Annotated in this window: 18 protein-coding genes and 3 tRNA genes; 11 read left to right on the top strand and 10 right to left on the bottom strand. The window is 39.0% G+C overall.

Translation table 11 applies throughout. The features are described from left to right. The first annotated feature begins 556 nt into the window (after nt 1-556). From J2W55_RS22290 to J2W55_RS22275, 4 genes are all read left to right on the top strand, one after another. Nucleotides 557-1,129 carry an RNA polymerase sigma-70 factor gene (locus J2W55_RS22290; RefSeq protein ID WP_310101378.1) on the top strand — a complete coding sequence of 191 codons (573 nt, stop codon included), beginning with the start codon at nt 557-559 and terminating at the stop codon, nt 1,127-1,129. Nucleotides 1,130-1,275: 146 nt separating this feature from the next. After that, nucleotides 1,276-2,322: a FecR family protein gene (locus J2W55_RS22285; protein ID WP_310101375.1), complete on the top strand. Its 1,047-nt coding sequence runs from the start codon at nt 1,276-1,278 to the stop codon at nt 2,320-2,322. Nucleotides 2,323-2,525: 203 nt separating this feature from the next. Beyond that, a complete protein-coding gene (locus tag J2W55_RS22280) occupies nt 2,526-5,870 on the top strand; it encodes a TonB-dependent receptor (RefSeq protein ID WP_310101371.1) in 3,345 nt (1,114 codons plus the stop codon). A 21-nt stretch (nt 5,871-5,891) separates the two neighbouring features. Further along, nucleotides 5,892-7,529: a RagB/SusD family nutrient uptake outer membrane protein gene (locus J2W55_RS22275; RefSeq protein ID WP_310101368.1), complete on the top strand. Its 1,638-nt coding sequence runs from the start codon at nt 5,892-5,894 to the stop codon at nt 7,527-7,529. Between the two features lie 107 nt (nt 7,530-7,636). Here J2W55_RS22275 and J2W55_RS22270 read toward each other — a convergent pair whose 3' ends face one another. The 4 genes from J2W55_RS22270 to J2W55_RS22255 form a co-directional block, all read right to left on the bottom strand. Then, entirely contained in the window at nt 7,637-8,110 is a 474-nt protein-coding gene (locus J2W55_RS22270; RefSeq protein WP_310101848.1) for a DinB family protein, read from the bottom strand. Between the two features lie 1,473 nt (nt 8,111-9,583). After that, on the bottom strand, nt 9,584-10,162 hold the full coding sequence (locus tag J2W55_RS22265) for a Swt1 family HEPN domain-containing protein (RefSeq protein WP_310101365.1): 579 nt from the start codon (nt 10,160-10,162) through the stop codon (nt 9,584-9,586). Further along, nucleotides 10,159-10,791 carry a DUF5343 domain-containing protein gene (locus J2W55_RS22260; RefSeq protein WP_310101361.1) on the bottom strand — a complete coding sequence of 211 codons (633 nt, stop codon included), beginning with the start codon at nt 10,789-10,791 and terminating at the stop codon, nt 10,159-10,161. Before J2W55_RS22260 ends, J2W55_RS22265 begins: the two co-directional genes overlap by 4 nt. Nucleotides 10,792-10,856: 65 nt before the next feature. Continuing rightward, a complete protein-coding gene (locus J2W55_RS22255; RefSeq protein ID WP_310101358.1) occupies nt 10,857-12,311 on the bottom strand; it encodes an RtcB family protein in 1,455 nt (484 codons plus the stop codon). Between the two features lie 212 nt (nt 12,312-12,523). Here J2W55_RS22255 and J2W55_RS22250 point away from each other — a divergent pair, with 212 nt between their 5' ends. The 5 genes from J2W55_RS22250 to prfH all read left to right on the top strand — a co-directional run bounded on the left by J2W55_RS22250 (nt 12,524) and on the right by prfH (nt 17,291). Continuing rightward, on the top strand, nt 12,524-13,543 hold the full coding sequence (locus J2W55_RS22250; protein WP_310101355.1) for a helix-turn-helix transcriptional regulator: 1,020 nt from the start codon (nt 12,524-12,526) through the stop codon (nt 13,541-13,543). A 37-nt stretch (nt 13,544-13,580) separates the two neighbouring features. Next, nucleotides 13,581-14,219 (top strand): hypothetical protein, encoded by a 639-nt coding sequence (locus J2W55_RS22245; protein WP_310101352.1) that lies wholly within the window; start codon nt 13,581-13,583, stop codon nt 14,217-14,219. A gap of 314 nt (nt 14,220-14,533) precedes the next feature. Beyond that, a complete protein-coding gene (locus tag J2W55_RS22240; protein ID WP_310101349.1) occupies nt 14,534-15,265 on the top strand; it encodes a hypothetical protein in 732 nt (243 codons plus the stop codon). Nucleotides 15,266-15,270: 5 nt separating this feature from the next. Beyond that, a complete protein-coding gene (locus tag J2W55_RS22235) occupies nt 15,271-16,671 on the top strand; it encodes an RtcB family protein (RefSeq protein ID WP_310101346.1) in 1,401 nt (466 codons plus the stop codon). 2 nt (nt 16,672-16,673) lie between these two features. Beyond that, entirely contained in the window at nt 16,674-17,291 is a 618-nt protein-coding gene (gene prfH / locus J2W55_RS22230) for a peptide chain release factor H (protein WP_310101343.1), read from the top strand. 511 nt (nt 17,292-17,802) lie between these two features. On the opposite strand, the gene J2W55_RS22225 is transcribed toward prfH, so the two are convergent. Together J2W55_RS22225 and J2W55_RS22220 are read right to left on the bottom strand one after the other, a co-directional pair. Further along, a tRNA-Lys gene (locus J2W55_RS22225) sits at nt 17,803-17,875 on the bottom strand. Between the two features lie 133 nt (nt 17,876-18,008). Next, a complete protein-coding gene (locus J2W55_RS22220) occupies nt 18,009-19,031 on the bottom strand; it encodes a YCF48-related protein (RefSeq protein WP_310101341.1) in 1,023 nt (340 codons plus the stop codon). A 191-nt stretch (nt 19,032-19,222) separates the two neighbouring features. Here J2W55_RS22220 and J2W55_RS22215 point away from each other — a divergent pair. Next, nucleotides 19,223-19,306 (top strand) — tRNA-Leu (locus J2W55_RS22215). A 79-nt stretch (nt 19,307-19,385) separates the two neighbouring features. Continuing rightward, nucleotides 19,386-19,469 (top strand) — tRNA-Leu (locus tag J2W55_RS22210). Nucleotides 19,470-19,515: 46 nt separating this feature from the next. Here J2W55_RS22210 and J2W55_RS22205 read toward each other — a convergent pair. From J2W55_RS22205 to J2W55_RS22190, 4 genes are all read right to left on the bottom strand, one after another. After that, nucleotides 19,516-20,349: an O-fucosyltransferase family protein gene (locus tag J2W55_RS22205; RefSeq protein ID WP_310101338.1), complete on the bottom strand. Its 834-nt coding sequence runs from the start codon at nt 20,347-20,349 to the stop codon at nt 19,516-19,518. 159 nt (nt 20,350-20,508) lie between these two features. Continuing rightward, nucleotides 20,509-20,844: a hypothetical protein gene (locus J2W55_RS22200; RefSeq protein WP_310101336.1), complete on the bottom strand. Its 336-nt coding sequence runs from the start codon at nt 20,842-20,844 to the stop codon at nt 20,509-20,511. 265 nt (nt 20,845-21,109) lie between these two features. Continuing rightward, nucleotides 21,110-21,940 (bottom strand): hypothetical protein, encoded by an 831-nt coding sequence (locus J2W55_RS22195; protein ID WP_310101334.1) that lies wholly within the window; start codon nt 21,938-21,940, stop codon nt 21,110-21,112. 95 nt (nt 21,941-22,035) lie between these two features. Continuing rightward, nucleotides 22,036-22,680, bottom strand: a complete 645-nt coding sequence (locus tag J2W55_RS22190; protein ID WP_310101331.1) for a hypothetical protein — start codon at nt 22,678-22,680, stop codon at nt 22,036-22,038. Nucleotides 22,681-22,837 lie beyond the last annotated feature (157 nt).

The following is a 22,837-nucleotide window of genomic DNA, read 5'->3' as shown; positions in this document are numbered from 1 at the left end:
TTGATGAAAAAGTAGCAGCAGGCGCTGCAATAAGAACTATGATAGCCATTGCATAAATGGCTTGCCGAATATTGATGTTTGCTCCCTATATCCCTGAAATTTTAAATGCCGGAGCATAATCTTATAATAACAGTTATATTAACACTTATTTATAGGTTAATAAAGCGTATTATTTATTAAAGCTAAAGCTTGGTAAATAATGGCTTATATTATTTAAGGCATTAAACTGATATGATTTTGTATTTACTCAACTCAATATTTTCGCTAAAAATTTATTAGTGTTGTATATACAATTATTTTTCTTTTTTTGATCAGAAAATAAAAAATATTGTTTAGCTTGCCTTCAATTATAACCTAAGTAATGTTATTAACATGCTGATACATTAATGCCAAATTGAAGCAGATGAAATGTGAAAAATGCACAATTCGCTGAAATTAAAGGTATTAATTAAATAGCTGTTATTAATATGTGTTAAATAAATTAACAATTAGCTGTTGGTGATTGTACTAACAGAATTAAGCTATTGATCTGTTTGCAAACGCATAAAGCGCCAAAATGAAGAAGTTATGTGGTCTTCCTGATAATGAGTTAGTCGAACTTTTCGGCCAGGGAGATATTGCAGCTTTTGAAGAGATTTATAACAGGTACTGGTTGGATCTGTATGCGGCGGCATATAAACGACTTAAAGAAAGGGAGCCTGCAAAAGAGATCGTTCAGGATTTTTTTACAAGTTTTTGGATCAACAGAACTCAGGTTAAAATACACTCATCCCTCCAGGGATACTTGTTTACATCAATAAGATATTTGGTATTAAATTATAAAAGAGCCGAGGCTGTTAGAAATACCTATAATGAATTACTCTTGCTGGTGAATGATCGTTTTGATAATTCTACCGAAGAAAATTTCAGTTACAAAGAGTTAAAAGAAAGGGTTGATATGGAGGTAAATCAATTACCTACCAAATGCCGCTTTGTTTTTGAACTAAGCCGAAATCAATATAAAACTAATAAGGAAATAGCCCGGCTTTTAGGGATATCCGAAAAAACCGTAGAGAACCATCTTACTAAAGCGCTCCGCTATTTACGGGTCAATATTAACGTCATCCTTCTTTTCTTTTTCATTAAGTAACTGCTTAAGAATAACCAGTTTCATCACGTTTTAAGAACAATTTTTATTTTTTTTTAAAATTATTCTGAATTAAGTAGGGGATAAGGCTTACTAAGGTTACATCTTATTATAAACCATAATTAAATCTTGTATTTAACAAGCACTTAATGAAAAAGAAATTACCTGCCGATCTGTTGGAGAAATATTTTGCAGGCAACTGTAATGAACAGGAAATAGCTGAGATACGTTCCTGGTATGAATCATTTGAATTGGATCAGGACGATGTTTCTAATCTGTCGGAGGATGAAAAGAAAGCTTTCAAAATAACGATGTGGAACAGCATTGAGGACAATATTAAGGCCGCCGAAAATGATAACATCTTTCAGCTCAATAAAGGATGGTCAACGCGGTTTAAGTCGGTTATATATTGGGTAACCAGCAGTGCCGCTGTATTACTGATTCTGTTTCTGGTAAAATATAAGGTGCCTTCCAAAAATTCGGTGCAGGAAAATAATGAAAAACTAATGGTGACCAACACTACAAACACTATCCGGAAAGTAATACTCTCTGATAGCAGTATGGTGTGGATAAGCCCACAATCAACATTAACTTATTTAAAAGTATTTGATAAAAATAAGCGCGAAGTAACCTTGACGGGTGAAGCCTTTTTTGAAGTAACAAAAGATCATAAACGACCCTTTTCAATTTATACCGGAAACGTGGTTACAAAGGTATGGGGAACAAGCTTTCGCATACGTTCTTATGTCCAGGATAAAACCACTAGAGTTAATGTGATTACAGGGAAAGTTTCAGTAAGCCTTACCGGGCAAAAGGAAAAAAGTGAGGAATTAAATGCAGCAGGGCAAACCAATGATGTAAACCAGGGGGTAATGTTGCTGCCCAATCAGGAAGCTGTTTATGATAAACAACTTGACCATTTACAGAAAAATGACGAAGTGAAGGATACATCGATAGATATGTGGAAAAAAATGAGCTTATCTTTTAATAACACCAGGATAAAAGAGGTATTTGCCGTACTTAATAAAAATTTCCATGTACATATAAGCTCCGGTGACGAAAAGATAAATTCAGACTATTTGAAGGCCGATTTTACCAACGAAAATCTGCCTGCTATTATGGATATCCTGAAAAAAACATTGGATGTAAACTACACGGTTCATGGAAATGAATTTGTACTGGAAAGCAATAAATAACCAATTATATAAATAACCAAATTACCCCTAATGATTAAAAATATGGAAAAACGAATTAGTACCTAACCCATTAAATTTTCTTGAAAAAGAATAGGAGTGCTGGAGACACTCCTAAACCTTTTTATACCCGGAATGTGACGCCTTTAACAGGTGATCCGGGCAGTTCTATGTCTCAATTTTTATCAAAAGAAACACTTAAATGTATGAAGATTTATTTACAAAACCATTTTGACTGGTTTAAAATTATGAAAGTCACTTTTAGTCAGCTCGTAATAGCGCTCATTTTTACAGGGATGTCCTATGCCACGTCAAGCAAGGGACAGGCTGTATTGGACCGGCGGCTTGATTTTAATATCCGTAACTCGAGCTTGAATACTGTTTTGAAACAATTGGAGAAGGAAACGAATTTAAAATTTGTTTACCGCAAGAGCCTTGTTGAAAAGGAACAGGGAGTATCTATTGATGCGAAGCAAGAAAAGTTAAAAGAAATACTTGCTGAGCTTTTACAATCAAGGGGTATTACGTTTGAGATTATTAGCGACCGTATTGTGTTGAGTAAAATTAATAAAGATGATAACACAAGCGGTTTACCCGTCGCCCAGGAGCAGGTTTCACCTTCAGAAATTAACTCAACAGATGTAAATGCCAAAACTATAACCGGCAAGGTAACTGATGAAGATGATAAGCCTATGCCCGGGGTAAGCGTTAAAATTAAAGGCACCAGTTTAGGTACGCAAACCGACGTTGATGGCAAATATTCCTTAAGTGTTCCTAATGATAATGCTATCCTGGTGTTTTCTTTTATTGGTTATATACAGCAGGAAGTTGTACCTAACGGACGCAATATTATTAACATACTGCTTAAGGCATCACCTAACTCGTTAAATGAAGTTGTTGTAATTGGTTATGGGAGCCAAAGACGAGCGGATGTAACCAGTTCGGTTGCTACAGTAAAGGCCGAAAATTTTGTTAAAGGACCTGTATTGGATGCAGGGCAGTTATTGCAGGGCAAAGTTGCGGGTTTAACGGTTGCGGCTCCAAGCGGTAACCCAACGGACGGTACACAGGTTTTATTACGGGGTAATACCACTTTATTTGGTGCTAATTCTAACCCTTTAGTAATAATTGATGGGGTTCCCGGCGATCTTAAAACGGTAGCTCCCGAAGATATAGAATCAATAGACGTATTAAAAGACGGTTCATCGGCTGCTATTTATGGAGTAAGGGGTTCTAACGGTGTGATTATCATAACCACTAAAAGAGCAAAAGGAACAAATACCAACAGTGTTGATTACAGCGGCTACACCACAACCCAGGTTATTTCAAAGAAATTGGATATGCTCACGGCGCAGGATTACCGCGACCAGATAAAAGCCGGAACAAGACTGGCATCATGGGATGCCGGAAGTAATACCGACTGGCTAAAAGAAGCAACCCGCACACCTTTTACACAAGTTCACAACCTTACTATAAAAGGTGGAAACAGCGCAACAAACTACCTTGTTTCTGCAAATTATCGTGCGTTGCAGGGTATCTTTAAAAAGAGTGACAACAACACGTTCACCGGTAGAATTGATGTGAACCATAGTATGTGGGATAATAAACTGAAGTTTAATTTCGGTTTACTTAATCAAACCAATAATTATACAAGAAATAATAACGGAGATAACAGTTTTAATGGCTGGATATACAGACAAACGGTGATCCGTAACCCTACAGAGCCGGTACGCAATGCAAATGGCGATTTTTATGAACAAACAGGGAATTTTGACTATGAAAATCCACTGGCGCTTTTGTATGAAAGTGATGGCGAATCAAAAAATGTAAACTCCCGTATGAACGGTACCATTACTTACAAACCTATAAGCGATTTAAAGCTATCCGCTCTTTTTTCTTACTCCAGGTTTAATGCAAATAACGGATACGCAGAAACTAAAAAACATATTTCTACAATTAAAAATGGCTTAAATGGCTTTGCGTCGGTAAGTTCCAAATTGTCTATTGACAGGTTGACAGAATGGACAGCTGAATATTCTAAGTCAGTAAATGACCACCATTTTGTTGTTTTAGCAGGATATGGTTATCAGGAAAATGTTACTTCAAATACTTATGCTGATAACCAGGATTTCCCGACTGATATTTTTGGTTATAATAACATTGGGTTGGGCGAAGGGATAAAGAACCAGCTGGCTAATTTGAGCAGTGGTAAAATCGAAACTAACCTGATCAGCTTTTTTGGAAGATTAAATTACAGCTACAAAGACAAGTACCTGCTGATGGCGAGTTTAAGACGTGAAGGAGCCAGTCAGTTGTATGGAGCCAATAATCCCTGGGGTAGTTTTTGGGCGGTTTCTGGCGGTTGGAGAATAACCAAAGAAAACTTCATGAAAGACCAGGAATTGTTTGATGACATAAAATTGCGGGCAGGCTACGGTATAACCGGAAACCCGCCGTTGGTTGGTTTCTTGAGCCAGCCATTAATAAATTATGGCGATTATGTATATTCTAATGGAAAATGGACACGGATTCTGAAACCTGCTACCAACGCTAATCCATTTATCAGGTGGGAAGAAAAAGCAGAAACCAACATTGGAGCCGACTTCAGCATGTTAAGAGGCAGGATAAGCGGTAGTATAGATGTTTATAAGCGTCAGATCAAAGGGTTACTTTATGATTATTCAGTGCCAAGTCCTCCAAACTTATATCCAATTACAACCGCCAACGTGGGTAAAATGGAAAATAAGGGTATAGAGGTGATGCTAAATTTTGTGCCGGTAAAATCAAGGAGTTTTGTATGGAATACGAGTGTTAATTTCTCCACCAATACCAACAAACTGGTTAGTTTATCAAACGAATTGTACCAAACAACTACACCTTATTTCACCACAGGATTTGCTGGTATACCGGTTCAAACCTTTACCAATATTGTAACCATAGGTAAGGGCATCGGCGATTTTTATGGATATAAAGTTATTGACATTGATGCAAACGGTAAATGGATATATGAAGGTCGGGATGGTAAACCGGTTAAGTATGATGATTTTGCTCATAGCTTTGAGGATAAGAAAGTAATTGGTAACGGCCTGCCCAAATTTTACGCAGGTTGGAACAATAGTTTCTCTTATAAAAATTTTGATTTAAGTGTTACCATGCGTGGAGCGTTTGGTTACCAGATCATCAACTCACAAAGAATGTACATGGAAAACCCTGCCATTCAAAATTATAATATTTTAAAATCTGCCTATAAGCCTGTTTTTGGAAAAACAGAGTTAAAAGTAAACGCATTGGAGTTTAACAGCTATTATGTAGAGAACGGCGACTTCTGGAAAGTAGACAACATTACTTTTGGTTACAATTTCAATAAAATAAAAACTGGTTATCTCAAAGGTGCACGTATCTACGTGTCAACTTTAAACACCTTCACTATTACCAAATACAAGGGCCTGGACCCGGAAGTGAACAGGCTGGGCTTAAGCCCGGGTTTGGATGACCGTGATAAGTACCCAACTACCCGTTCATTTACCTTGGGAGTAAACTTGAATTTTTAACAATTGAAAAGGAATCAGACAATGAAAAAGTTTCAAAAAATATATTTCATTATTGCGGTATTTGTTGCTGTAATAAGTATAACCGCCTGTACTAAATTAAAAGATACACCATATACGGCCATTATATCCACCAAATTTAATCCAACCCAGGCTGATCTTGCCGCCTTGGTGGGAGCAGGATATTCTCAATGGCGTTTTATATTGCTCGATTGGAATGGCCTTTGGCGTGCGCAAGAAGTTACAGGCGATCAGCTGGTTATACCTAAACGGCCCTGGGGATGGTTTGACGATGGCGTTTATCAAAGATTGCACAAGCATACCTGGACCACCGATGATGATGTGGTTAATCAAACCTGGTCAAGAACCTATGCAGGTATTACCAATTGCAACCGGATCATTTATCAGATAGAGTCGGGCCTTATCCCGATTACTACTGGGAAAGAAGCAACCCTGGCCGAGTTGAAAGTGCTGCGGGCATCATACTACGCAATTTTGTGCGATTTTTATGGTAATGTTCCTATCGTAACAAAGTTTGACCTTCCGGCTGGTTTTTTACCTAAACAAAATACCCGCACCGAAGTATATGATTTTATTGTTAAGGAACTTACTGACAATATACCATTGTTAAGTGCCGAAAATAATGTAGCCACTTACGGAAAGTTTAATAAATGGGCTGCTTATACACTTCTTGCCAAAATGCACCTGAATGCTGGTGTTTACACTGGGACACCTAAATGGACCGAATGTATTGCTGCCTGCGACGCTGTTATAAATTCAGGGGCAGGGTATATGCTGGAGCCTGCCCAGAAAAATGTATTTGTAACAGAAAATCAAAACTCAAAGGAGATTATTTTCGCATTACCTATGGATGAGGATTATACCAACAATTGGAATGCCTTTGATCTGCACATGCAAACACTGCAACAGGAAAACCAGGCTACCTATAATCTTAAAAACACCCCATGGGGCGGTATATGTGCAATCCCTCAGTTTATAAATACCTTTGATCAAAGTGATGCCCGATACCAGAACAACTGGATAAAGGGTCAGCAATATACTTCGGCTGGTCAGATGCTTTATGTTGCCCAGGGCGATTTTACCGGTAAACCATTAAACTTTGTTAATGAACTGCCCGGACTTGAAAAAGGAGAATCTGTGCATGGTTTTCGTTTAGGTAAATTTGAAATAAAAATGGGGGCAACCAACAGGTTAAGTAATGATTATCCGGTTTTCCGCTATGCTGATGTATTGATGATGAAAGCTGAGTGTCTGCTGCGTACCGGGAAGGCAGATGAGGCTGCTGTTATTGTTACCCAGGTAAGACAACGTGATTTTGCCTCAAACCCCGCTAAGGCTACTGTTACCGGAGCGCAGTTACAACAAGGTAGTTCATATGCATATGGTCTTCAGGATAATGTAAATAATCAACATACCACTGAGGGTGGTGCTGATATTCAGTATGGCAGGTTTTTAGATGAGCTGGGCTGGGAGTTTGATCAGGAAGGGCACAGGCGTACCGATATGATCAGATTTGGGGCTTTCACCAAAAAGTCATGGCTGTCTCATGCGGCAACCAATAATATAAACAGGATACTGTTTCCAATACCAAGAACACAAATAGAAAAAAATGCTAACCTGAAGCAAAATACCGGCTATTAATAATAAACAAAGCAGGCAATAACCAAGAACAGGACAACAAATTTGTTGTCCTGTTCTCTTGCTGACCGGCTACAAAAGGGAACAAATAACAGCAAGGTTTAAAATCTCTAACCAAAATATTTCATTCCGTCTTTGCCTAAACCCCTTCTTAATATTCCTATTTGGCCTATGGTATAAGCCTGATGATGGTTTGTAAATGCCCATTTTCCGCCCAGGGTATTATCAAAAGGGGAAATAGGGTGCTTAGCGTTAGTCACAGCATTTAAGGCCTCGTCGGGAAGTGCTTCAAGGCCGGCCCTTATTTGAGGGGTATCTTCATTCCACTTATCTCTGATCATCTGAAGCGTGGGCATCTCGCTTGTGCCGGCGTTGCGGTCGGCATCGGTGGCGCCGGCATTGGTATAAAAGTGATCGCGCCACGGCAAGTATATCTCCACACCACCTGTAATGGCTAAGTTATACTGCGCCCAAAGCAAGTGCCCGGCAAGCCATTTAATACTATTCATCGGCTGAGCGATAATTTTATTTGATTCATCTTCACTTATATCATCTATGACCTTGTTAAAGAGTACATGATGCAGGTCAAACTGGGCGAGTAATATTTTTTTGCTGACATTTTATTTTGTTTTTAGAGATTTCGCATCTAATGCCGAAATAATCACTACCCTTTCACAACCTGGTAGTGAATAATGATCACTCCCGATTTCAAGGGTGTGGCTTTATCTTATCGAACAGTCGGGATTGCCCATTTTCCTCAATAACTGGCTGTAAGGCGACACTACACGAAACGGTTGCCAATTGCACAAAATTCTTTGGCCAGTAAACCAGTTAACGTGTTCACGTTCACGGCGTGAACACCGTGAACAAACATGAACACCTGATTATCAACGATATATAAAATAAGGTATAATATTACCTAGATTTGTTATCGCTTGATTATGAGTTATATACGAAAAATATGATATTAAAAATTGACTTAACCCGTGAACATCTGTGAACGCGAGCTTTTGCTGGATATGCGAGTCATAGCGGGACTTCTTTATAGTGAAATGCTATTTTAATAACGTCACGCACGGACGCGTGCGCCATGAGACGAGGGCAATCTGTTGAATGGCTAAGCTGAAAGCTTAATATGTTTTAAGTCCAAGTAGGAAGCTCGGACCAGCGGGAGAGGCACAAGCGTGACGCTTGTAGCAGCGGGGAGGAGTTTGTATATTTAATCACAAAATGAAATACCTAAAAAGTTATCGGGCAATTTCTATTATAGCTTATTTTGTAATCATATTGAAAGGACAAATAATAGGATTACCTTTTCTGCTTTGGCTTGCCTTTACTATTTTTGATTTTGGTAATATAAATCAAGTACTTGCCCTTATGGCAGTACTAGGATTGATACTTATTTTCCGAAATTGGAATAAAGCGAGGACGCGGAAAATTCTGCTTGCCGATTTTTCGTGTTTTATACTTTTAACCATTCCCATCATTGGCCGTTTAAATACGGTGCCCCTTAACATGTTTAATTATGGTGCTTTTATTATTCCAACAACGGTTTTTGTTCTGTGCTATCTAACGTCGTTAATATATTCCTGTAAACAATATCTCGTTCTTCAAAAAGCAACTGTATAGCAAGATGGAGGTGGTGTAGTGTGGATTAGTAAGCCGAAAGCTTAATATGTTTTAAGTCCAAGTTGGAAGCTCGGACCAGTGAGGGGGCACAAGCGTTGCGCTTGTGGCAACTGGGGACACTAACCATAAGCTAAACACCTCAAGCAAAACAATGTAGATTTTGCGGGCATGATTGGCATTGAAATCTGTAGTCGCAGACTACTGGCATAGGTTATTCGTAGACATAGTCTACGAACAGCGGGGGAATCGTGAGTTTCGTAGTTTTCAGGTACAATACGGTATACATAATCCCAAAGCAGTAGGCTCGACTTCACCCACTCATATGAGGCAAATTCAATGGATGGGTAATACAAGATAGAAGCCGAAGACATATTGCCAATAAAATTATGTGATTTAAAATGTCGGTTGATTTTTTTTAATAATAAATATTAACCAACCTGATTTATCCAATCTCGAATGTACATTCCGATTCTTTCTATATCATGATTGACTAACTCCCCACTATGCATAATAACGTTCCTTGATCGCTCTAATGTTTTAATGATTTGTTCGGCCCATTCTATAGAGTTTATATGTGGCTCAAATTCAGTTATATTATTTCTTATAATTGAAATTAAATCGCCAAATTCAGTATAATTAATAATAGTATCGCCTCTTGGCGTATGCCAACGTATTTTACTTTCCTCCAGACGCCTACTTTCCGCTTTCTGTCTTATTTTTTCCGATACGGCAATAGTCCACCAATTTTCACCTTTTGTTTCTAAAAGTTTTTTACTGACAAAAGCTCTAATTGTATTTTCGAATGCACATATAGCAGTGTAAACTATTGCCATTTTTTGTGCATTTACAACTAATTCTTCATCTAATTCATCTATCCCTAAACTATTATGAATTTCAATAAATGTCTCATCTCTAGCCTTAGATTTTTTTATTCGTTCAGTTTTATCAAGAGCTTCTTCTGTTAAGATACCTCTAAAAACAAAAGAGTATAATGGATCCGTTTTCATAGTAAATGTTCCTTTAAACTTTTGAAAATAGCATCGTAGACTGTTATATCTCTTGTTTCCGGTAAATGAATTTGAATATTATAATGCATTTCCGTTGTGATGTTTTTTTGAATTAGCTCATGCCGAGTCTTATGATCTTCAGAATCGGAACTGTCATTTTGATAATTCTTTTTTTCAAATGATACAACTTCATTGCTTTTCACAGAGCTGAAATCCGCATAATTACACAAAGCTTTAAATGTACTGGCCATCAGAGATAATACTTTATCGGATTTAGTGCCTTGTAATAAAGTTTTTAATTTGTTTTTAACCTCACTTTCAGACATCTCATTCGCTTTTAAATTTACATTAAATAGGTCGGAATAGGCATCTTTTATAGCTTCAGCTAAGATTTGCTTTGATTGTGTTTGATCTATAAATTTGAAATACTTTTCTTGCGGAGTACCATTTGAATCTATAAATCCTAAAGCTTTCAATACGCCAATTAACAATCTATCATTAGTGCTTTTAAATTCAAGTTGCTCAAGGAATTTGGTAGTGAATTTTGCTGGTGGCTGGGCATTGAGCAAAGAGTTCAAAAATGAATTTAAATTCTTTGGGGTCATTAAATATTGTTCCGGTAAGGCCATATAATTAGGTTTGAATAAATGTAAGAAAAAGTGTTGATTATTAAATATTTAGTAAAGCAATTACCTCAATCTTCCGGCTTCTCCCTCGCATCCGCCATCCTCACTATCCTCGGCTCAAACTTGGCTAACACTTCCACCAAGTCATGCTGCGCCGCCATTACGGTATGGATATCTTTATAGGCCATTGGGGCTTCGTCCACATCGCTGCCCATCAGGGTAATGCGTTTATCAACCAAATTGGCGGCAATGGCGGCTTTGTCCAATGTCTTAAAGGCCGCGCTGCGGCTCATGGCCCTGCCCGCACCATGACTGGCCGAGTTAATGCTGGTCGCATCGCCTTTGCCACGTACTAAAAAGCCGGGTGTACTCATGCTGCCGGGGATGATGCCTAACACACCTTCACCTGCCGGCGTTGCGCCTTTACGGTGCACCATTACTTCGGTACCATCGGCCAGTTGCTCTTTCCAGGCAAAATTGTGGTGGTTCTCAATCATGCTGATTGGTTTAACACCTAAGGCACGGGCAATTTTGTTATGGATCTCGTGGTGGTTGGCGCTGGCGTATTCGCCGGCCAGGTTCATGGCAATCCAGTATTCCTGGCCTTCGTCTTTATCCAGGTCTAACCAGGCCAAATGTTTGGCTTCGGCAGGGAGTTTGGTTTTGGTCATGGCTATGCGGCTATAGTGGTCGGCAATGGTACCGCCAAACCCACGTGAGCCGGAATGAGAAAGCAATGCCAAATATTTACCCGCCGGGATATCATTTAAAGTACCGTCGGCAATAGTTAATTCACCCCATTCCACAAAGTGGTTACCGGTGCCGCTGGTACCTAATTGCGCGTAAGCTTTATCCTTTAACCCACGGATAATCTTAGTTTCGCCCCAGGTCTTACTATCAAACAACGAGCTATCAAAATAAGACTTTGCGGTGCAACCCATACCAAAGTAGGTGTTATCAACCAATATATTCTTCAGCTTGTCGGTTTCAGTATCAATGGCTTCGGCAGGCAGCTCGAAAATGCTTAAACACATCCTACAAGCAATATCCACCCCAACAGCAAAGGGGATAATGGTATTTGCCGTGGTAGCCAATACACCGCCAATAGGCAGGCCGTAACCCTGATGCGCATCGGGCATTAAGGCTCCGGCAACAGCAATGGGTAATTGTACTGCTGTACGCATTTGCGCTAAAGCACCCACTTCAATGTTTTCCAGTCCCCACACCGGGAAGTCGGCTATTTCTTCTTTCAGCTTAAAATTGGTGCGGGCTTGTTTTACAAACTTGCCCAGCTTACGCATAGCAATTACGTCTTCGGCCAGGTTTTTAAACTTACCGCCTTTTTTAAGGGTGTAGGGTATAGGGTCGTCTATCAATGCTTCTAAATTGGCCAGTATTTCGGGCTTAGGCATTACATTGTGTTTTAGCAGGCCGTTAGCAACGCGACTAAAGTTTACCAATACTTCTACATCATTAATGCCTAATGCCTTTAACTCGTTGTTGCCTATTTTTTCCTTTTCCATATCTATTGCGGTAATGAATTTAACAATTTAAAGTCTCCGGGCCAAAATCCCTCTCCCCGGATCGGGAGAGGGGGCGTTTGTGAACAGGTTTAGCCTTTCGACAGTACAAAGAGAAAAATCAAGTGCGCAGCGTATTTGCGCAGTAAAAAATAATTTATAAATTCATCAAAAAATAAATCCGAAACCGAACATCACAAATCCGAAATCAAATAATGCCTGTAAACCGCAATGCGCTCATCCGCTATCGCACTATTGACCAATGCCTGCAAAACCGCTTTAAAAAATGGACGCTGGACGATCTGATTGAAGCCTGCAGCGATGCCTTATACGAATACCAGGGGATTGATACGGGTGTGAGCCGCCGTACTGTACAGGCTGATATGGAGATGATGCGTAGCAATAAGCTGGGTTACGAAGCCCCGATAGTGGTGGTTGATAAAAAGTATTACACCTATGGCGATAAGAATTATAGCATAACCAACAGTCCGCTTAACCAGCAGGATATGCAGGTATTAAATGAGGTTTCGGGTTTGTTAAAGCAATTTAAAGGCTTCAACCATTTCAGCGACCTAAATGAAATGGTAAGTAAGCTGGAAGATAAGATCTATACGCAAAAGACACATAGTCCGCCTGTAATTGACTTCGAGAAAAATGACAACCTGAAGGGTTTAGAGTGGATTGAAGTTATCCGCAAGGCCATTGTTGCAAAGCGGACGCTTTGTGTTACTTACCAGTCTTTCAAAGCGCGAGAAGCAAGTACATTTTGCTTCAGTGGATATTTATTGAAAGAATATCGTAACCGCTGGTTTGTTTTAGGTCGGTCGCACCAGCGCCATGGGCCGTTGCTGACCCTGGCTTTAGACCGTATACAAACCGTGGAAGAGCACGCGGATGATTACCGTGAAAATACGGAGTTAAACCTGAGCACTTACTACAATGATGTATTAGGAGTAACTAAAAGCCCGAACCAACGTGATTGTGAGGTTGTGTTTTGGATTGATGCTGCTAATGCGCCTTACGTAATAACCAAACCATTGCATCATACTCAAAAGCTATTAAGTGAGGATGAAACCGGGAAAATATTCAGCATCAGGGTGATATTGAACTTTGAGTTAGAACGGGAATTATTAGGGTTTGGCGCAAAGATGAGGGTGTTGGGACCGAGGATACTGGTTAAACAGATTAAAGAGCAGCTAACTAAAACCATAGAGAATTATGGTAGCGACAATTGAGCATGTGTATGATTATTAATAACCTTCCTTCAATAAGATGTTAAAAGAGAATAGAAGAATAGAGTTAAAACTACCTCGGGAGCTCGAAGTGATTTTTGCGAGTTTAGATTATGAGAAAGAAGGCTGGTTGGTTGAGAAGAATTTGTCGTTCTCTGAAGATAAGCTACAATTTGATTTTGTGTTGCATTTAGGTGATGAAGAAAAAACAAAGCAACAATGGCAAATGATTGTTGAGGGCTATAAAACCAGCAGGTTTTATCCGAAAAAATTGGGTTCTTACTTTCAATTTTATGATCATCATTTTCTGTTATGGGAATTTCAAAATATATGGACCGAGTTATATGTGAAGAAAAAGACCGTCAATCCAGAAGCTTTGCTTGCTGACCTATGTGTGACTCATCAAAAGTCGTTCGGTAACTTTTTGCCTTTGGGCAAATTCTTTAATGGAGCAAATAATTTTTTAGAATTATGCAATTCTGGCTTTGGAATGTTTAGTAAAGGGCCTAAAAAAATATTAGATGTTTATTATGATTGTTTGCAAAGGGCAGGTACTGAGCCTTATTTTTTTGGACAATCTAATCTGGATTTAGAGAATTCAGATCTGAAGCTTTTAATTATTGGTGATTGTTATTTTATCGGGAACAACTTCCATTTTATAAGATCTGTAGCTGATTGAACTTTTCTTTTTTAGATAGATCAATATAATTTTCTATTTTTGCATTTAATTCCTGATTTGTTAATCTTTTAAATATCAAGGAATCATGACAGAACTACGCTACATATCACCCCTTTCGCTCATTGCCCATTAGGCAGGCAAACACCATGCTTTTTATTGAATTAAGTTAAGTCACTTTAGTGGCCATGCTGATTGTTTTTGCCTGCCGAATTAATTTATTGGGTTTTGTTGAGCGCTCTTAAAAGGGTATATCCTTACTCAAGGACGAAATAGAGATCCAATAACATTTCAAGACAAAATTAAATGGAAGTCCGATGGACATACATGAATGGCCGCGCTGTATCAAATCGGCGCGGCAAAAAAGTCGGCTCGTTAAAACAGATCGTGATAAACAACTAATTCAACTGGACAAACGGCGCGATGAACTATGGAAGCAAAAAATGCTTTTGCCAATGGTTGCGCTTGAACATCCGTATCAACGTGGTTGGAAACGATTCTTTGTGTTGCGGGACGATGTAAAGCATAGCCCAAGGAAGGACTTTTATGAGGCGTTGTTAACAAAAATCAATACGGTTGAATATCATCGGGACAGATCTTTCAAACGGAAAAAGCGACGTAAACAACGTTACGTATACCAAGTAAAAGCGCAGATGCTACGTGAATTTTCGCAGCATAGCTGGGATATAAACAGGATAAAATTAACCGAAGAGGAAAAGGTTTGTTTTACCCGTATCGAAACATTCGATGTTAAAACTTACCATACAGAGGTTAAATACGTGTTTGCCGAGCCCTGGCGATATATGCTTAAGATAATGCCACACATGGTTACGCATGTTAAAATGATGGACGCGGATATTGAAGGAGAGCTATCGTATATAGATGTTCACATTGATAACAACCACTTGTGGCCACGCATTAACCTGTTAACCCGTGGCCGGAGTTATCGTTGGAAGGACGAGTTTAACGAGCGCGCCAAATACATTAACAAATTAAAGAACATACCCAGGTATGCCGGTAAAGAAGCTTACCTGGAATTAGAAACATAGGCCACATGGGCAATTTAAGAACAAAAGATTTAAGTAAAATAGGTTACCATAACGATCAGCTGCGAAGCCTGGTGATTGGGATAGCCGCTAAAAATTTTAAACACCACAGCAAGGAGCAACTGCTTGATTTGCTGGTGAGTATTAAGAACGACCCGGGAGCATTTCTGGATGATGAATTGACAAGCAAGATAGCCGAAAAGGTGATCGGCAAAACAGATGCGCCCTTGTTTAAAACGTTTGAACTGCGCGATCAGCCGGTGTGTTGTAAAACCTATGGCGGCAAGGGTATTGAGCAGTCGGCCAAAAAGCAAATGGAGCTGGCTAACCTGCTGCCTGTAAGCGTACAAGGTGCATTAATGCCCGATGCCCATATGGGTTTTGGTTTGCCTATTGGTGGTGTGCTGGCTACGGATAACGCGGTGATCCCCTATGCAGTAGGTATGGATATCGGCTGCCGCATGGCACTATCGATTATTGACGAAAGCGATGGTTTCCTGAAACGGTTTGAATACCAAATTAAACAAGCATTAAAAAACCACACCCATTTTGGTATGGAAGGCGGTTTGGATGTAAGACAGGAGCACGAAGTGCTGGATAGCACGGTGTTTAATGAGATGCCTTTTCTGAAACCGCTGCGAAGTAAGGCCGTAAGGCAATTAGGAACATCGGGCAACGGCAACCATTTTGTAGAATTTGGCGAGATTGAATTGTTGGCTGATAATACCTTAGGCTTACCGGCTAAAAAGTACTCGGCTTTGTTAACGCATTCAGGTAGTCGTGGATTAGGCTCGGCAATAGCAAGGCATTACGCGCAGATAGCCATGAATACTTGTAAACTTCCGCGACACGCACAGCAACTGGCCTGGCTGGATATGAATAGCGAGGCAGGCCAGGAATACTGGTTAACTATGACTTTGGCCGGCGACTATGCCAAAGCCTGCCACGAGCGTATTCATGCTAACCTGTTAAAGGCTTTAAGTTTAAAGGCGCTGCACGTGGTAGAAAACCACCACAACTTTGCATGGAAGGATCAACTGGCTGATGGTCGGAATGTGATCATCCATCGCAAGGGTGCAACACCTGCGCACAAAGGCGAGCTGGGAATTATCCCGGGGAGCATGACTGCTCCGGCTTATCTGGTATCTGGCAAAGGCACCACGGATGCTTTATATTCTGCATCCCACGGTGCTGGCCGGGCCATGAGCAGGCAAAAGGCTAAGGACAGTATGACAGTGTCGGCAATGAAAAAGCTATTGACCAATGCGGGCGTTACCCTAATTGGCGGCACAGTTGAAGAGAACCCCTTGGCTTATAAAGATATCGAAACCGTAATAGCAGCGCAAAGCGATCTGGTCGATATCCAAGGCAAGTTTTATCCACGTATCGTTAGAATGAATAAGAAGTAGTGATGAAAAAGATGATAATACAGATAACCTCAGGCAAAGGCCCGGCAGAATGCTGCCGGGTTGTAGCCTGCGTGCAAAGCCAGATGATGAAACAGGCCAAACAGCAGGATATCCAAATTGAAGTATTGGAAAATAAGGCCGGCGAATTAAACGGCACTTTACTATCTGCCACAATGTTGGCTGAAGGCGATAACCTGGATGCATTCGTAAAAGAATGGATAGGAACCGTACAATGGATAGCACAAAGTCCATATCGCAAATACCACAAGCGCAAAAACTGGTTTGTTGGCGTAGCTGCTTTTGATGTGAAAGAACTGATGCAATGGAACGTTAAGGATGTAAAGTTGGAAACCTGCCGCTCATCCGGCCCGGGCGGGCAAAACGTAAACAAGGTAGAAACTGCGGTACGTGGAACCCATTTGCCGTCTGGCTTGCAGGTAATGGCAATGGATACGCGATCACAATTAGGAAATAAAAAACTTTGCCTGGCCCGGCTGGAAGCCAAAATAATGGTTTGGCAAACCGAACAACTTATAGAACAACAACAGAGCCAATGGCAGGGGCATAATGCCTTGGAAAGGGGTAATCCGGTTAAAACGATAAAGGCCGAATTGCTTTAACTCTTGATGTTATTCAGACTGAAAAGCAGATCGCCTCATGATATTCGTGAGGCGGTCTTTATTGTATGCGATATATCATATTACTGTCACATTACCTCTTAGATTGGATGTATTTCTTGCAAAGGCTTGTAGCCATGCCCGAGTTGATCGACTTTAATAAATTTAGTCACCGTGATCCTTATCGACCATGTTAATTATTAACTCATCAATTTTATCGAATGGATAAACCGATTTGTTAACGTTTATAAAGACCAGTAGATTGAGCAGCGTCAACCGATTGTTGAGAAAGGTTACTTCTTAGCTTTATTAACATTGATTAGTTCCCGATAATAAATTTCGGTCTGAACGGTTTGGCATTGTTTGATATGTTTTACCTCAAATCGCACGTTCCCTTGGCCGATTCCAGTAAAAATAGGTTTTGAAGCTGCAACATAGGTAAAACAATTGTTTTACCAGTACAAAAAAATACCCTGTAAGTTTTTGACTTACAGGGTATTATGCTGATTTTAAGTGATCCCGCTGGGATTCGAACCCAGGACCCCAACATTAAAAGTGTTATGCTCTACCAGCTGAGCTACGGAATCAAACTTTTAACTTTTTCGATTTAATTATCGTTTCCGTTTAAAGTGGTGCAAATATAGAAGTATTTGAAATAAGGTGCAAGCGTTTTTTTGAATTAATTTTTAAGTCTTTTTTAAGGTATTCATAGCCAATATACTACATTTTAAAAATGGCGATTTTACCACCATTCCCTGCAAGTAAAACTAATTTTCCGCGCTTCGCTTTACTGCAGACATTAAAACTTGCTTCATCGATCTTTGTCCATGTCTTGCCTCCATCGTGGGTGATATTGCTTCCAGAAGTGCCTGTAGAAAGAAATACGTCGCCTTTGATATGTTCGACGCAAGATTGAAATCCCGAAGGACCCTTTTGTGGAATATTAAAAAATGGAAAAGGACGTATTGGATATGTCGCCGCGATAGAATCCGTCTTTCGGTCATTTTCATAATCGCCGCCCACTATTATTCCTTGCCTCCTTCCAATTGCTATGGAGAAAGCTCCCTGGCTTGCTTTGTTATGGATAATTGGCAAATCAGCATAACTCCATATGTTATTATAAATGGAAAATGTAATCATTCTGCTATTTTTACCCCCTGAGACTATAAACAGGTTTTTACTGCTTATTCTTAAACAGGTACCACTGGCGGCAAAGCATGCTTCACCCGTTAGGGCATCCGGAAGATTTGATACCTTTGTCCATGTTTCGCCGCCATCTTTAGTTTCTAACAAAAAGAATTTGCTGTTTATAGGATCACCAAGAATATAGCCGTGCTGGTTATTAATGAAATCCATTGCATCAAAAAAATAGGCAGAATCGGTTTTATGATATTTTTCCTCCCAGGTTTTACCTCCATTAGTGGTTTTTAACACCAATGCGGGCGTACCAGAACTCATGATCACAGCCTCTTTATCTGAAAAAGCCTCTATATCTCTGAAGTCAGATTTTTCATGTCCTTTTACCTGTTCCCAAATCCAGGTTTTTCCGCCATCATTGGTTGTAGCTATATAACCTTTACTTCCGCTTATCCACGCTGTTTTATCATCGACTACTGACAGCCCTCTGATGTTGGAAGGTTTATTATTATCTGTGAGTATGATATTTTGGGCATATACATCGAAAGTAAATAGGGAGATTATAAAAAATAATGTGCTAAAAATAAGCGGGTTTCGATTTGTCATTTGCGGTTGAATAAAAAGCAAGTGTTATCGAAATTAATTTTAAATAGGGTAACGAACAACTTTAACTCAAATTTTGTATTATTTAGTTTCCAATTTGATGGAAACAATTATATTTGCACGCTTATTTAAATAATACTTGTAGCATGAAATAAGGGTTTGGCCTCATTATTCAAATTGCAGTATAAAGTTAAGCCCGGATGGCGAAATTGGTAAACGTTGCGGTCTCAGAAGCCGTTGAGAATTGTCTCTTGAGAGTTCGAGTCTCTCTTCGGGCACGCCTGATGTAAAATTGATCGTCTTAAATTGCACTGTTCATCCAAAATGGACAAAATTTAAGATGATCAATTTCAAGAAGCCCAGGTGGCGAAATTGGTAGACGCACCATCTTGAGGGGGTGGCATTCGCAAGGATGTACGAGTTCGAATCTCGTTCTGGGCACTTCGAGACGGTCAGATGGCCGAAAACAGGATTATCCTGGCGAAAATTAGTCTATTTTAATTATCGTCAATTGTGTATTATTGAATTTGGCAGCTACTTCGGTGAAAGAACTCCAATATGAGCCGAAAATTTCACTTGTATAAGAAAGACAATATAAATCTGTTACTGCATCCTGCATACCATGAATAGTTATTCTGCTATTTTCCTTTCTGTTAATTATTATTTTTGAATTTCCAAAAGTCGAGATAATTTTTTTTTCAACCTCATGATCATCGGAGCATAAAAAAAATGTTGTTTTTTCTTCGGTGATTAATTTTTTCTCTATTGCTTTTATAAATAATTCTATTGGACTTTTTTCTATCGAAATTACATTGTCAGTTCGTCTTATATGTACACCTACAACGAGTTGATTGAAGTTTTTCGTTATTAAATTAATTTTATCTTTGATTTTTTTTATCGGAATAAGATATTTAAATGATGGTATGTTGTCACCAAACTCCTGACAAGTTTGTATATAAATGTTTTTATCTTTTTGGGCTGATAATATGCTTAATATATTAATACCAATCCAAGTATTTGATGGAAAGTTACCCTCGATGATGCAATAATCAATACCAATTAACTTGTTTCTTAGGGAGAATAGAGTTCTTTTAATTAGCCCAACTTCATTTGACGGTTTTAGGTAGCGATAGGAGATTGGTTTAGAGATTATCTTGAATGCATCTGAGTTTTCAAATAATAAGTCAAATGGGCAATTTAATTCATAATTTTCATTCCATATTATGGTTAGGTCTGTATTTAGTATGCCTTTAAGCCATATGCCAGATGCAATTACTCGCATTCGATTTGCTAAGCCTCCAATTGGTTCAATAATAATCATTCATCAAATATAAAAGCCCTGATAATTCGCTATTATTTTGCTTGGCAGACAGTATTTTAAAACTACTGGCCTTATTTAACACTGTATAAAGATTAAGTTAAATTTGATAATCTATTATGCTTGAAGAATGTAACTTTTCATTTTTATTTAGCTTTAAGTTCATGCACTTCTTGCTGCAATAAAACTACTTTGGTTTGATGCAGCAACATTATCCAGTTTCATATAAATGGCATTATTGGCAAATTGCGATGTGTTGGAAGTTTCCATAAAAATTCGGTTACTGATTGCAGTATTCAAAAATTCGTAAGTGTAAGCAGTAGGCTTTCCATTCCACCCCCACCGTTTATTTACTGCATCATAATACTGAGGTATAATCGCTGGCGGTGTAGGCGTCAATGATGGATTAGGCGACTTTTTCATCCATGCCATAATGTTATGCAGTACAGACGATGTCAAAAGCAATGTATCATGGCCAAAGCCAGCCGCCTCATGCATGTAATAATTTCGGCCGGTGTTCAGCGCACCTTTGTAAAGCGTTCGCGTCCATCCTATGTATGGATCTGTTGTTCCCTGTGCAAAATAGGTTGGTATGTTGTTTTCATTGTATGACGTATCGCTAAAATTAGTATAAATGCGCTGATAGGGATTATATCCAAATGTCGCTTTATAGCAACTATCTACACTTTGGGTAAAGTTATATGCCGTTTGTATGGTATTACCGGCAGAAAGTCCTATAGCGGCGTTATAATAACCGTATAAGTTAACTACCGGGGTAATGCCAAATGACGTTTCCCAATTTTTTTATACTTTCAACAGGGCTGAATACTGCATTGATAATAAATTTGCCAAGGCTTGCAAATACGCTGTTGACTTTCTCCACAACCACTCCTATGGCTGCTAACGCCCCCCTTAACCTTTTACTACCTTCGGTGGTATTTGTAAGATATTCCGCAACAGATTGCAGAACCAGAACAAGTAAACCAAAGCCTGTAGCTTTTATTGCACCGCCAACGCTTTGAAAGCCAGTTTTTACAACTTCCAAACCGGTTTTCATGGCGTTGAACCCAGATGAAACAGAGCCTAAAACCGGACCGAAAGAACCTGCGCCTTCTTTAAGTTTATCAAACGATGATTTAAATGCATTAACCGACCCTTTATGAAAATCAAAGGCTTCTTTGCTTTTGGTTACAGCAGCTGTTTGTGAGCCTACTACGTTGGTTAGCGAAACAATATTTACCTGAAGCTGCTGCACCAGCGCTGTTGACACACCTTGACTTTGGGTAAGCCTGTTATAGGCCATAGTTAGTGCGGCCAGCAACGCTATATTTTGCTGGGCAGAGCCATTATAGGCGTTAAGTGCCTGCATGCCTTTATTAATTTCATCGGTAATGTTTTTTAAACTACTCTTTGTTTTATCAATTTGACTGGCAAGCGATTGATAAGCGTTGCTGTTTTTTTTGGTGCCCGCGGTTAGGGCATCCTGCTTACTGATTAGCGTTTGTAACGTTTGATTTAGTGCCGCTGCATCCTGCTTTAGTTGATTTGTTATGAGCTCAACTTGCTTTAAAACGTCTTGATTATTTCCTGTCATAAATTTTTATGTTTAATATGATAATTGGCATACTTAATGTTTTTAAAGAGCAAAACTTAAGTTTTGCTCTTTAACGTTAATTGTAGCATTGGATATTATTTTTTAGTAGTAAACAAATCAATTTCGTTGAATTTGCCATCCTGTGCATATATGTAATAATCGCTATCAGCTAATGTATAACCTGCTGGCATTTCAAATTTTAAGTAATGTTTCCTTATCAGTTTAAAATTTGGTTTTATGGCATACCAATGTCGTCCAAACCCTCCATACTCTTCTACACTGTCTTTTTTTATATAAGTACCTAAAAAGCCGGTTTTATATTTTAATAAGCTATCCTGATAAAATACACCGGGCGCAGTAAGCATTTCAGATTTTAATGACGAGTCTAAATTCATTTTCAACTTATCCTTTTTCCATTCGGCAATTTTCATCCGGTTTATATCGCCGCTATTTATAGGTCTAATTAAGCGAAACAAAAAAACCATATTTGAAGCGGTATCAGTAACCACATGTTTTTCCGCGTATAGTTTATCACCTGGTTTAACCTTATCCCAGGTGTCTTCATAGCCGTTATTAAATATCCATACAAATAACTGTATAATTAAAAACAACGCAATCACTGCTGCCAAAGCGCCATAAAAAAGCACGTTGAGTAAGCCATATCTGTTAACAAGTCTGTTAAAAAGGCTGTAAGAAATTACGCCGCCCGCTATGTTTTCAATATTATTAAAATCTGCCATAAGGTTGTTTAGGTTTTGCTAATTTTATTGGTAAATGTAAAGAAATAAAAAACATTCACAAAAAATAACTTCAATATTTTATCCCAGTTTATCAACTCCGGTCGATTAAATTTCTGTAGTCTGAGACTACCGGCATAATCGTCCGGAGTCGGAGAAT

It is taken from the genome of Mucilaginibacter pocheonensis (genome assembly GCF_031456535.1).
Taxonomy (GTDB): domain Bacteria; phylum Bacteroidota; class Bacteroidia; order Sphingobacteriales; family Sphingobacteriaceae; genus Mucilaginibacter; species Mucilaginibacter pocheonensis.
Note: the sequence above shows the minus strand (reverse complement) of the source record. Positions and strands in the feature narration are given on the sequence as shown.